The sequence below is a fragment of the Pseudomonas sp. MDT1-17 genome, assembly GCF_054898105.1.
In genome coordinates this window covers 3,159,687-3,172,512 of sequence record NZ_JBUBVM010000001.1, presented here as the reverse complement: position 1 = coordinate 3,172,512, position 12,826 = coordinate 3,159,687, and the positions used below count along the sequence as shown (strand labels likewise).

General features: G+C 60.1%; 10 protein-coding genes. 6 read left to right on the top strand and 4 right to left on the bottom strand.

The window, feature by feature from the left end; all coding sequences use genetic code 11:
• Positions 1-39: 39 nt before the first annotated feature.
• Positions 40-561: a DUF4142 domain-containing protein gene (locus tag ACYZTX_RS14705; RefSeq protein ID WP_462034660.1), complete on the top strand. Its 522-nt coding sequence runs from the start codon at positions 40-42 to the stop codon at positions 559-561.
• Between the two features lie 52 nt (positions 562-613).
• On the opposite strand, the gene ACYZTX_RS14700 is transcribed toward ACYZTX_RS14705, so the two are convergent.
• Positions 614-802 carry a hypothetical protein gene (locus ACYZTX_RS14700; RefSeq protein ID WP_462037135.1) on the bottom strand — a complete coding sequence of 63 codons (189 nt, stop codon included), beginning with the start codon at positions 800-802 and terminating at the stop codon, positions 614-616.
• 174 nt (positions 803-976) lie between these two features.
• Between ACYZTX_RS14700 and ACYZTX_RS14695 the strand changes: the two genes are divergently transcribed.
• A complete protein-coding gene (locus tag ACYZTX_RS14695; RefSeq protein WP_462034659.1) occupies positions 977-2,920 on the top strand; it encodes a response regulator in 1,944 nt (647 codons plus the stop codon).
• 109 nt (positions 2,921-3,029) lie between these two features.
• On the opposite strand, the gene ACYZTX_RS14690 is transcribed toward ACYZTX_RS14695, so the two are convergent.
• The 3 genes from ACYZTX_RS14690 to ACYZTX_RS14680 form a co-directional block, all read right to left on the bottom strand.
• Complete coding sequence (locus tag ACYZTX_RS14690; protein WP_462034658.1) at positions 3,030-5,666, bottom strand: excinuclease ABC subunit UvrA; 2,637 nt, start codon at positions 5,664-5,666, stop codon at positions 3,030-3,032.
• 66 nt (positions 5,667-5,732) lie between these two features.
• Positions 5,733-7,844, bottom strand: coding sequence for a hybrid sensor histidine kinase/response regulator (locus ACYZTX_RS14685; RefSeq protein WP_462034657.1), 2,112 nt, complete (start codon positions 7,842-7,844; stop codon positions 5,733-5,735).
• A gap of 287 nt (positions 7,845-8,131) precedes the next feature.
• A complete protein-coding gene (locus ACYZTX_RS14680; RefSeq protein WP_462034656.1) occupies positions 8,132-8,821 on the bottom strand; it encodes a GntR family transcriptional regulator in 690 nt (229 codons plus the stop codon).
• A gap of 140 nt (positions 8,822-8,961) precedes the next feature.
• On the opposite strand from ACYZTX_RS14680, the gene ACYZTX_RS14675 reads away from it, so the two are divergent.
• The 4 genes from ACYZTX_RS14675 to ACYZTX_RS14660 are packed head-to-tail and all read left to right on the top strand — an operon-like array spanning position 8,962 to position 12,823.
• Complete coding sequence (locus ACYZTX_RS14675) at positions 8,962-10,047, top strand: ABC transporter ATP-binding protein (protein WP_462034655.1); 1,086 nt, start codon at positions 8,962-8,964, stop codon at positions 10,045-10,047.
• A 1-nt stretch (position 10,048) separates the two neighbouring features.
• Complete coding sequence (locus tag ACYZTX_RS14670) at positions 10,049-10,966, top strand: ABC transporter permease (RefSeq protein WP_462034654.1); 918 nt, start codon at positions 10,049-10,051, stop codon at positions 10,964-10,966.
• On the top strand, positions 10,963-11,751 hold the full coding sequence (locus ACYZTX_RS14665; RefSeq protein ID WP_046048507.1) for an ABC transporter permease: 789 nt from the start codon (positions 10,963-10,965) through the stop codon (positions 11,749-11,751). Before ACYZTX_RS14670 ends, ACYZTX_RS14665 begins: the two co-directional genes overlap by 4 nt.
• A gap of 19 nt (positions 11,752-11,770) precedes the next feature.
• Positions 11,771-12,823 (top strand): extracellular solute-binding protein, encoded by a 1,053-nt coding sequence (locus ACYZTX_RS14660; RefSeq protein ID WP_462034653.1) that lies wholly within the window; start codon positions 11,771-11,773, stop codon positions 12,821-12,823.
• Positions 12,824-12,826 lie beyond the last annotated feature (3 nt).

Here is a 12,826-nt window from a genome sequence, read left to right as displayed (position 1 = left end):
TCACTCGATCGCTCATGAAACCTGTGTGGAGAATAACCAATGGACGGATTTACCCTGCGCCACCTCACCTTGGCCGTCGCCTTGAGCACCAGCATGGGCACGGCTTTCGCTGCCACTTCCAATGACTTCGTCGACAGCGCGGCCGCGAGCAATATCGCGAAAATCGAAACGAGCCGATTGGCCCTGGAAAAAAGTTCATCGGCGGACATCAAGAAGTTCGCCAACATGATAATCACCGACCATTCCAAGGCCAACGATGAGCTGGCGGCGCTGGCGAAAAAAAATGACATCGAGCTGCCGGACAACACCACGCTGGTCAAGCAGGCGAAAGAGAAAATCCTCGACATGCGCGATGAATCCTTCGATGCGGCGTACGCCAACAATCAGGTGAAAGCTCACGAAGACACCCTCGAGCTATTCAAGAAAGAAGCCAATACGGTGACAGACGACAAAACCAAAGGCGCCACGGAGCTGAAAGGTTTCGCGCAAAAAATGCTGCCGGCGCTGGAGAAGCATCTGAATATGGCGAAAAAGCTCCAGGCTGCTCACCCCAGCAAATAACGCGCCCACAAAAAAAGGCCGCATCGTTTGATGCGGCCTTTTCAATGGCTGACTAGCCGCCATCGGTGTCGATATCGGCATCGGTGTCATCCCCGGATTTTGGCCGATCGGGACTCGGCTTGAAACCCGGACTGAACTCATTATCGTTATCCGTGTGGATATTCTTCTGGTCAACCGCTTTGTCTGCGCTTTCCGGTTCGGCGGTTTTTGCGTCTTCTTCAAGACCACTGTCATCGTTCATAAGTACCTCATTCGTCACTGCAAGAGCGCGGCTGAAACAGTCGCGCTTTGTAGATTCGAAGCCTCCCCGGGGACAGGGTTCCATCGCAAGGGAAATTCAAGGTCAAAAACCGCATCCCTTTGACTATGCTCAAGTGACGGACACTGACTGATCATTCCACCCTGGAGCCCGTCGATGAAGCGTGACATCCGTTTGCTGATCGTCGACGACAACGTTGCCACGCGCTACGCCCTGCGCCGGCGCCTGGAGCGCCACGGCTATGAAGTGCTCGAAGCCGGCACGGGTAGCGAAGGCCTGGAGCTGATCGAAAGCGTAGCGATCGATGCGCTGATCCTCGACGTCAATCTGCCGGACATGAGCGGTTTCGACATCGTACGCAAACTGCGCGCCGAAGCCGCCACCGCCCTGCTGCCGGTGATTCACGTATCGGCGGCCTCGATCCAGACCGGCGACATCATCACCGGCCTGGACGCGGGTGCCGATGCCTACCTGATCCACCCGGTGGATCCGGATGTACTGCTCGCCACTTTGCGCACCTTGCTGCGGGTGCGTGAAACCGAAAATGCCCTGCGTGAAAGCGAGGCGCGGTTTCGAGAAATCTTTGTCAATGTGTCGGCGCCCATCGCGGTGCTGGATGCCGAGTTGAAGGTGCACGAATGCAACCATGCCTTCGCGCAGCTGATTCAGGACAACCGCGACCCGGACGCCCTGCGCGATTGCTTTGCCGAAGACCAGGACGCCGTCATCGAGGAGCTGCGCCTGCGTCTGGCCTATGGCGAGCGCTGGAAAGGCACGCTGAGCATGCAGGTTCACGGCGAGGCTCGCGAAACCGAGTGGCAAATTTCGCCGTATCGCACGCCGGAACTGAGCCTGGTGTTTGTCGAGGATGTCACTGAACACCGTCACCGCGAACGCTCGCACCTGGCCCGGCTTGACGACGCCACCACCCAATTGGCCAAAGAGGTCGCCGAGCGGGCGCGAACCGAAGCTCAGCTGCTGCAAGTGCAGAAAATGGATGCACTGGGCAAGCTGACCGGGGGCATCGCTCACGACTTCAATAACTTGCTGACCGGCATCATCACCAGCCTGGAATTGATTCTGAAACGGATCGCCGCCTCACGCACCGACAAGGTTCAGTTTTACGCCGAAGCCGCCTTGAACTCGGCCATAAGTGCTGCGTCCCTGACCCATCGCCTGCTCGCCTTTGCGCGCCAACAACCACTCGATACCCGGCCCGTGGACATCAACGAGCACGTACGCTCCCTTGAGGAACTGCTGGCGCGCACCATCGGCGAGCGCATTGCCTTGAAACTCGAATTGACCTCTAAAGCCGCCATCGCCCTGGTCGACCCCATTCAGCTGGAAAGCGCGATGCTCAATCTGGTGATCAACGCTCGCGATGCCTTGCCCCAGGGCGGCAACATTTGGGTCAGCACCTATGCCGCCTATTCCCATGGCGACCCCAATCTGGCCGATGGTGCGTATGTCGCGTTGTCGGTGCGCGATGACGGTACCGGCATCGAACACAGCGTGATCAACAAGGTGTTCGACCCGTTTTTCACCACCAAGCCGCTGGGCCAGGGCACCGGGCTGGGGTTGTCGACCATTTATGGTTTCGCCCGGCAATCGGGTGGCGATGCGCACATCCGCAGCGTCGCCCGGCGCGGCACCGAAGTCACCATCATGCTGCCGGCCAATTCCACCCCCACCGCCGGCGAAGCCGAGCCGGCCACCGTCGATCATCAGGGTGACGGCGAACATGTGCTGATCGTCGAGGACATGCCGTCGGTGCGCATGTTTGTGGCCGAAGTGTTGGTGGATGCCGGTTATCGTTGCACTCAAGTGGGCGACATCGAAGGAGCCCTCGAACGCCTGCAAAACGACGAGTCCATCGACCTGTTGCTGACCGACGTCGGATTGCCACGCATGAGCGGCCGCGAGTTGGCCGATGTGGCACGGGGCTGGCGCGAAAAGCTGCCGATCCTGTTCATGACCGGTTATGCCGAAACCGCAATCAACCGTCAGGTGTTCCTAGGCGATGGCATGGAAATGCTGATCAAGCCGTTCCAGATCAATGAACTGCTGGACAAGGTCCGACGCACACTCGACAGCGCCTGACAAATTGCCTTCGCGAGCAGGCTCGCTCCCACACGGGATCGGTGGTGTTCACAAATCCCCTGTGGGAGCGAGCCTGCTCGCGAAGGCGTCAGCAAAAACACCACCCGACTCAAGCCGTACCAAGGGTTCTGGCCAAAAACGGCGCCGTCTGGCTCTTTTTACTCTTGGCAACCTTCTGCGGTGTACCTGCAATAACAATCTTCCCGCCTTGGTCCCCTGCCCCTGGGCCAATATCAATCACCCAGTCACTCTGCGCCACCACGCGCATTTCATGTTCGACGACGATTACCGTATGCCCCACCGCCACCAGCGTATTCAACTGTTCGAGCAAACGATCGACATCCCTTGGGTGCAATCCGGTGGTGGGCTCGTCGAGCACATACAACGTTGCCCCACGCGGGTTGCGTTGCAACTCGGTGGCCAGTTTGATCCGCTGGGCTTCGCCGCCCGACAGCTCTGTCGCCGGCTGACCGAGGCGCAAGTAACCCAGGCCGATATCGCGCAACACCTCCAGCGAACGGCGTATCCCCGGTTGTTCGGCGAATACCGTGACCGCTTCATCCACCGTCAGCTGCAACACCTGGGCGATGTTCAACCCTTGCCAGATGATCGCCAGCGTCTCGGGGTTGTAGCGCGCGCCGTGGCAGGTCGAGCACGGCGCATAGACGCTGGGCATAAACAGCAACTCGACGCTGACAAAGCCCTCACCTTCGCACGTCGAGCAACGGCCCTTGGCAACATTGAAGGAGAACTGACCGGCGTCGTAACCCTCGGCCTGCGCCTCGGGTGTGGCCGCGTACAGTTTGCGCACGTTGTCGAACAGCCCGGTGTAAGTCGCCAGGTTCGAGCGCGGTGTGCGGCCGATGGGTTTCTGATCGACTTGCACCAGACGCTTGATCGATTCCAGCCCCGCCGTGACCTGACCGCCGCTCACTTGCGGTGCGTCGTCCTCAAGGCTCAACTCTTCAGGTTCGCTGGCACTGGCGCCACGCCCCAGATGCGCACCCACCAACTCCAGCAACGCCTGGCTGACCAGGCTCGACTTACCGGAACCCGAGACGCCCGTCACCGCGGTAAAACAACCCAGCGGAAACTCGACGCTGAGGTTGTTCAGGTTGTTGCGGGTGATGCCTTCCAGCCGCAGCCAATCGGTCGCCTGGCGGCTGGCTCGAGGCTGAGTGGCCTGCTCGGCGAACAGATAAGCACGTGTCTGCGAGTTCGTCACATCCGCCAAGCCTGCCGGCGGTCCGCTGTACAGGATCCGGCCGCCATGCTCGCCGGCCGCAGGCCCCACATCGATCAACCAGTCGGCGCGGCGCATGGTTTCCAGGTCATGCTCGACCACGAACAAGGTGTTGCCAGCGGCTTTCAAGCGTTGCAACGCTTCAAACAACGCTTCGCCATCCGCCGGGTGCAGACCGGCCGACGGTTCATCCAGCACATAGATCACCCCAAACAACTGCGAACCCAATTGCGTCGCCAGGCGCAGACGCTGCAACTCACCGGACGACAGCGTCGGCGTGCTGCGGTCCAGCGCCAGGTAACCGAGCCCCAGATCAGTCAACGTACTGACCCGCTCCAGCAAGTCCTGAGCGATCCGCTGCGCGGCCAGGCGTTTCTCCACTGACAGGTTCGGTGTGTGGCGCACATCTGGCGCGTTGGCGTGGCCGCTGGCGCCGTGGGCCACTCGCTGCTCACGGGCCTGGCGAGTCTGACTATGCGTCAACACCTCGCCCGCCTCATCGGCCTGTTCGAGGTAACTGTGGGCCGCCACCGGTTTCAGCACCTGCGCCACTTGCAGCAACGGCATCTGTGACAGTTCGCCGATGTCGTAACCGGCAAACGTCACCAACAACGCCTCGCGCTTGAGCCGTTTGCCGTCGCACAGCGGGCACGGGCTGCCGAGCATGAATTGCGAGACGCGCTTCTTCATCAGTGCGCTTTGGGAATGGCTGAAGGTGTGCAGGATGTAGCGCCGGGCGCCGGTGAACGTGCCCTGGTAACTCGGTTCCATTTTGCGTTTGAGCGCGACCTTGGTTTCTTCGGGGGTGAGCCCGGCGTACACCGGAACCGTCGGTGTTTCTTCGGTGAAAAGAATCCAGTCGCGCTGTTTTTTCGACAGATCGCGCCAGGGTTTGTCGACGTCGTAACCCAGGGTCACCAGGATGTCGCGCAGGTTTTGTCCCTGCCAGGCCGTTGGCCAGGAGGCGACCGCGCGCTGGCGAATGGTCAGGCTCGGGTCCGGGACCATGAGGGCTTCGGTAACTTCATACACCCGCCCCAAGCCATGACATTCGGGGCACGCGCCCTGGGGCGTGTTGGGCGAAAAGTCTTCGGCATACAGCATCGGCTGCCCCGGCGGATAACTGCCGGCCCGGGAGTAAAGCATGCGGATCAGGCTCGACAACGTCGTCACGCTGCCCACCGAAGACCGCGTGCTCGGTGTACCGCGCTGTTGTTGCAGGGCCACCGCCGGCGGCAAGCCTTCGATGGAGTCGACGTCCGGCACGCCGACCTGATCGATCAGGCGCCGCGCATAAGGCGCCACGGATTCGAAATAGCGGCGTTGCGCTTCGGCGTAGAGGGTCGAGAACGCCAGCGACGATTTCCCCGAACCGGACACGCCGGTGAACACCACCAGGGCATCCCGGGGAATGTCGACATCGACGTTTTTGAGGTTGTGTTCCCGGGCGCCGCGCACCCTGACCATGCCGGAAGGAGGGTTGAAGGTGCGTGTGGAATTCATCGTCAAGCCTTGTTTCGAGAGTTCAAAGGAATGATCTATAGCTTGGGGTCTGTACTCAGAGCGGGGTCAGCCATTGAGCACCGTGCGAACCATCTGTGTGAGCGCCTCGGGACCATAGGGTTTGCTCAGCAGCCAGGTGTCGGGGTTGAGTTGGTGATTGCGCGAAATAATGTCACGGGTGTGGCCCGAGGTGAACAGCACGGCCACCGGCGGCGTCTGCACCTTGGCCCAGGCGGCCAGGTCCGAACTTTTGATCAGGCCGGGCATGACCACGTCGGTGAAAATCAGGTCCACCGCCGCGCCCTCCAGCAACACCTGCATGGCGGCGTCACCGTTGGCAGCCGTCAGGACTTGATAACCTTCTTCGCTCAGTAATTCCACCGCAGCACTGCGCACCGCCTCGTTGTCCTCGACCACCAGAATGGTTTCGTGTCCGCCTCGTTGTTGCGGATCATGAAGTGTCGTTTCGCTGAGCATCGGACGCAGGCTGCGAGGAAAATACAGCTGCACCCGAGTGCCCTCCCCGACCACGCTGGAAATCTCGATATGCCCGCCACTCTGCTTGACGAACCCGAACACCATGCTCAGTCCCAGCCCCGTGCCCTGGCCGTCGGCCTTGGTGGTAAAAAACGGTTCGAACGCCTGTGCGAGTACCTGCGGCGACATGCCGACACCGGTGTCAGCCACCGCTACACAGACATAGTCGCCGGCGACGATGCCCTTGCCTGCACAAAACTTGCTATCAAGGGCGATGTTCTCGGCGCTCAGGTCAATGGTCCCCTCGCCTTTCATGGCGTCCCGGGCATTGATCGCCAGATTGAGGATGGCGTTTTCCAGTTGATTGCAGTCCGCGTAGATGTACCAAAGGGCTAGCGCAGTGGTGACATTGATCTGGATGGTTTCCCCCAGCGCTCGCTGCAACAATTCCCCAAGTCCGTCAAAGACCTGCCGCAGATCGCAAACTTTTGGCGACAAGGGCTGGCGACGGGCGAACGCGAGCAATTGCGAAGACAGTTTGGCGCCGCGCTCGACCGCGGCAATCGACGCACTGACCCGGCGCTGCACGTTGGCGTTGTCCGGTTCATGCCGCGCCAGCAAGTGCAGGTTGCCGGCGATCACCTGCAACAGGTTGTTGAAGTCATGGGCCACGCCGCCGGTGAGGCCGCCGATGGCTTCGAGTTTCTGCGATTGACGCAGTTGTTCTTCAGCAGCCAGCCGCGCTTCGACTTCGTCGGCAACGCGCTGCTCCAGGTTGCGGGTGAACTTGAGCAAGGATTCTTCGGCAGTCTTGCGTTCGTGGATGTCGATCAACACCCCGGGAAAACGGAACGGTTCGCCCTGTTCATTGAACTCGCAAGCACCACTCGCTTGCACCCACAGATAACTGCCATCCGGGCGCTGGACCCGATACTCGGCGTTAAAAGGTTCGCCGGTTTCCACTGATTGATTGATCTGTTCCTGCACCCAGCTGCGGTCATCGGGATGGATCTGTGCTTCGGCGATGTCCGTTGGCAGGTCGGCGAGGTTTTGCTCGGGCGGGTAGGAAAAGGTGCGGGCGAAACGCTCATCGCCGGAGAGCACATTGCCCTTGATGTCCCAGACGAACGAGCCGAGCAAAGCCCCGGCATTGAGCGCCAGGCGCACCCGTTCGTTGTCGGCGTGATAGGCGTCCTCGGCGGTCTGACGACGACGTTCGGAAATCACATGCTCGGTGGTCTCGACCACCATCGCCATGACCCCGGCCGGTTTCCCGTCATCATCAGCCACCGGGCTGTAATAGAGGTCCAGCCAGACGTCTTCGGGTATGCCGTCCCTCAAAAGCACAAGCTCTTTATTGCGATAGGACAACGTGCCGCCCGCCAGGCAGGTGTCGACCACATGCCGATTGAATTCGGCGACTTCCGGCCAGCCCAGTTCCACCGGGGAACCCAACAGGTAAGGATGTCGGCCACCGGCAAACGTCGAGTACGCATCGTTATAGATCATGTAACCCGGACGGCCCCACAGCATCACCATCGGCAGTGGGGACGCGAGCATCAACTGCACCGCGCTGCACAGGCTTGCAGGCCAGGTGTCCATGCTCCCCAGCTCGGTCACGCGCCAGTCGAACGCGCGGATGCGCCCGGCCATTTCACCGTTCCAGCCGGCACACCCGTGGCTATCGTCTAGAAACTGCATCGACTGATTGTCTATCCCTGTAGATGAGCTGGCGTGAGGGCTCGCAACGGCATGAGGACGGTGCGTGCCCGTTTGTTTCGAGCATCGCGGTCGCCAATGGTTTCATAGAGGTTAGCTGATTCACATCATCCAGGCTTTTGTGGCAATGGAGCGTACTCCCGCTGGAGTGCGAAGCATTTACCCTGTAGGAGCTGCCGCAGGCTGCGATCTTTTGACTTTGCTTTTTTAAGGCAAGATCAAAAGATCGCAGCCTTCGGCAGCTCCTACAGGGGAATCGGCGCAGTCCACTAAACCTCAATGAGGTGCTTGAGCGGGTGGTAGCCGGTTTTCAGCGTGGCGGCAACGTCGAGAATGGCCTTCTCGATGCCATTCAAATGCATGCAGGTCAGTTCGATCGCGGCGCTCTGATTGCCCGCTTCGATGAACTCGATCAGCCGCAAATGTTCATCGTCGCGGCAGGCTTCGTGACTGTCGTCATCCAGCGCGGCGGCGTACAGCGAGGCGCGGGATATCAGCTTGCGGAACCAGTCCAGCAGCACAGGGTTGTTCAGGCTTTGTGCGAGTTTGATGTGGAACTCGCCGAGCAAATGAATCAGCCGCTCATGGTCGCCACTGCGGTGCGCCTCATCCTCAAGCAACAGGTGATCACGCAAATCCTGGGTCACGGCAGTATCACGCCGGCGGCAGAGTTCGCTGACGATGCCGATCTCGATCAGGCGCCTGGTTTCGAACAGCGAGCGGATCTCTTCGTCACTCGGCAACGACACCGACGCACCTTTGTTGGGCTCGGTGGTGACCAGCCCGTCGGCTTCCAGTTGTTTGAGCGCGGCACGAACCGACGTCCGGCTGACGTTAAAAAGTTCGGCCAGCGACGCCTCGCCGAGCTTCATGCCGGGACGCAATGAACGTTTGCTGATCGCCTCGTAAACCCCTTGGTAGACGCGGTCGACCGTGGTCTCGAGTTTTTTCTCGGTCATCTGGACTCTCCCTTTAGCGCTAAGCAACCAACCCTGCCGACGATCAGCCCTTTCAAAAGGGGGTTGCACGAGCAGATTAATCCGGTTATTTCTATATTGCATCCAGATATTGCATACAATAATTAGAGGAATGCACCATTATGGGTCATCCAACAGCAATCGAAGTGCGTAACGTCTCCAAACGGTATTCCGACGATCCGGGGCTGGCTCCAGCCCTCGACAACGTTTCAGTCGACATTGCCGACAATGAATTCTTCACCCTGCTTGGCCCTTCCGGCTGCGGCAAGACCACGTTGTTGCGGACCATCGCCGGCTTCGAACAGGTCAGCGAGGGCGAGATTCGTCTTGCCGGCGAACCGGTCAACGACCTGCCGCCGTTCAAGCGCCGGGTCAACACTGTCTTCCAGAGCTACGCGTTGTTTCCGCACATGAGCGTCGCGCAGAATATCGCCTTCGGCCTCGAGATGCAGGGTCTTGATCGCAAGCTCATCCCTCAACGTGTCGATGAGATGCTGGCGCTGGTGCAAATGCAACACCTGGCCAAGCGTAAACCCGCTGAATTGTCCGGTGGCCAGCAGCAGCGCGTGGCCCTGGCTCGGGCCCTGGCGCCGAAGCCCAAAGTGCTGTTGCTGGACGAACCGCTGTCGGCGCTGGACTTGAAGCTGCGCAAGGAAATGCAGGTCGAACTCAAGCGCGTCCAGAAGGAAGCCGGGATCACCTTCATTTTCGTCACCCACGATCAGGAAGAAGCCCTGACCCTGTCTGATCGTATTGCCGTGATGTCCGCCGGCAAGATCCTGCAAATCGGCACACCGAACGATATCTACGAACGGCCGCAGCATCGCTTCGTTGCTCAGTTTATCGGCGACATCAACTTCCTCCCCGGCCACATCAAGCGCGGCCAGCAGAACGAAAAGCTCTTCGTGCCGAGCGGCATGCCGGTGGAGATCCCTTGCCCGGCTCAAGGCTTCGACGGCGCCAACGTCCAACTGGCGTTCCGCCCGGAACGTTCGCAATTGGTCGACCCGGCGCAACCGCATCACCTGCGCGGCGTGGTCGAAGCGGTGTTGTATGTCGGCACTGCGACCCTTTACCAGTGTCGGTTGAACAACGACATCAAGGTCATGCTGCGCGAAAACAACGAAGGCCTGAACCGCGGCCGAGTGGTCGGTGATCGCGTCGCGGTCAACCTGCCACCCCACGCCTGCCTGTTGATGGAGGCCTGAGATGAGCGTCAGCAGCACTTCTCCCGCCCTCAACCGTGCGCTGTTACTCAGCCCGGTGGTTCTGACCCTGCTGGCCCTGATCGCCATTCCGCTCGGCATCATGGGCTACATCAGCCTGCTGCCCCGCAACGTTTACGGTGGCGTCGACTGGCAGGCCGACTGGCAATTGCAAAGCTACGTGCAGCTGTTTTTCCAGGAAGGTTTCGACGGTGAACTGGAGCTGAACTGGGTCTACGCCCAGGCGCTGTTGCGCTCGGTGTTCCAGGCCGGCGGCACCACGTTGCTGTGTTTTCTGTTTGGCTTCCCGGTCGCCTTGTGGATGTCGAGCCTGACCCCGCGTCGGCGCAACCTCATGGTGTTGCTGATCACCATTCCGTTCTGGACCAACCTGCTGATCCGTAACTACGCCTGGCTGATCATTTTGCGCGAACAGGGCTGGGCCGCCCAAAGCATTAATGCACTGTTCCCCCAGGCCGGTGGCATCACCCTGCTCTACAACGACTTCGCCGTCAGCGTCGGGCTGGTCTATAGCTTCCTGCCGTTCATGATTTTGCCGATCTACTCGACCCTGGAAAAACTCGACTGGCGTCTGGTGGAAGCGGCCTACGACCTCGGCGCCAATCGCTGGCACGCCTTGCGGCGCATCATTCTGCCGCTATCGATGCCCGGCGTGATTGCCGGTGCGCTGTTGGTGTTTGTGCCGAGCCTCGGCGCCTTCATCACTCCGGCGATTCTCGGCGGCGGCAAGACCCTGATGATCGGCAACCTGATCCAGCAACAGTTCGGCACCGCGCGCAATTGGCCACTGGGCAGTTCGCTGTCGTTCCTGCTGCTGGGGATTCTGCTGCTGTCCTTGGTGCTTTACGCCCTCTATAGCCGCAACGCCGCCAAGACCCTGCGTCGGGGAGCCACCGCATGATCGCCCTGCACCTGAAAAAACTGCCGCTGACCCGCGAAGTCAGCCTGCTGATCCTGGCCTACCTGTACGTGCCGATCTTCGTGCTGATCGCCTACAGCTTCAACGCCAACCGCTCAGCCACGGTGTGGACCGAGTTCTCGTTTGCCTGGTACGGACGGATTCTGGCGAACCCGTCGATCCAGACTGCCGCGCTGAATTCGATCATCGTCGCCGGCATCGCCACGGTCTGTGCCACGGCCATTGCATTGCTTGCTGCATTGGCGACTTACCGGCCGTTCTATGGACAGAAGATGGTCGAGGGCGGGATCAACCTGCCGCTGATCCTGCCGGAGATCGTCACCGCCGTGGCCACCCTGCTGCTGTTCATGGCACTGGGGATCAAGCTCGGTTTGCTGACGGTGATCGTCGCGCACATCGGGTTCTGCATTCCCTTCGCGTACCTGCCGATCCGTGCGCGGCTCAATGACCTGGACAAGAGTTTGCTGGAGGCGGCGAACGATTTGTACGCCAACCCGTGGCAGGTGTTTCGCCGGGTCACGTTGCCGCTGTTGTGGCCGGCAGTGTTGTCCGGTTCGGTGCTGGCATTCGTGGTCAGCCTCGACGATTTCATCATGACCTTCTTCGTTGCCGGCCCCGGTTCGACGACGTTGCCGGTGTACATCTTCTCGGCGATCAAGTCCGGCGTGACACCGGAGATCAACGCGATCTCGACCTTGATGCTGGTGATTTCCATCGTGCTGGTGGTGCTGGCCTTCTGGCTGGGACAGCGCGGCAAAAACCAATAACCCTGGAGCGCACAAAAACATGAAAATGAAAAACATGTGTTTCGCAGTCACCGGTATGGCCCTGAGCTGCTTCACCGCATTCAGCATCCAGGCCGCCGAGCCCAAGCAATTGTTCTTCTACAACTGGACCGACTACTACCCGGTGGAACTGCTGGCCAAGTTCGAAAAGGAGACCGGGATCAAGGTCACCATGGACGGCTACGACAGCAATGAAACCTTGCTGGCCAAGTTACAGGCCGGTGGCGCGGCGTACGACGTGATCGTGCCGTCGCAGTCGATCATGCGCACGTTGATCAACCAGGACCTGCTGCTGAAAATCGACGCGTCGACGTTGCCTAACTTCCAGTACGTCAAACCGGCGTTTCGCGACCCGAGCTTCGACCCGGGCCGCAAATTTTCCGCACCGTACCTGTGGGGCACCACCGGGTTTTCTTATGACAGTGCGCGGGTGCCCGGCGGCAAACTGGACGATTCGTGGAAAGAGTTCTTCGAACCCCGCAAGGAACTCGAAGGCCAACTCGCCGCCCTCGACACCTCCAGCAGTGTGATCAACGCCGCCAGTCATTACCTGAACGTCGACGAATGCAGCGAAAACCCGCAGGACGCCAAGCGTATTCTGGAGCTGCTGAAAAAACAGAAACCGCACTTGAAGATGTACAGCTCGGACAACACCGTCGACCGCATGGCCTCCGGTGAAGTGATCATGATGCAGAACTGGAACGGCTCCACCGCCCGGGCCACGTTGCAAAAAAGCACCATCAAGTACGTATACCCGCGCGAAGGCCTGGCGATGTTCCAGGACAACTTCGCCGTACCGAAAAGCGCCCCGCACCCTGGCAACGCGAAGATTTTTATCGACTGGATGATGAAACCGGAAAACGCCGCCGCCGTGTCCAACGCCATCGCCTACGACAACGGTATCCAGAGCGACAAGCTGATCGACGCCAAATGGCGGGTCATGGACGCCATCAACATGCCCGACGAGTTCGCCTCGCGCCTGCGCCCGGAAAAAGAGTGCAGCAACAAGGCGCGGGAGCTGCAGGATCGGATCTGGTCGAAGCTCAAGGGCTGACGA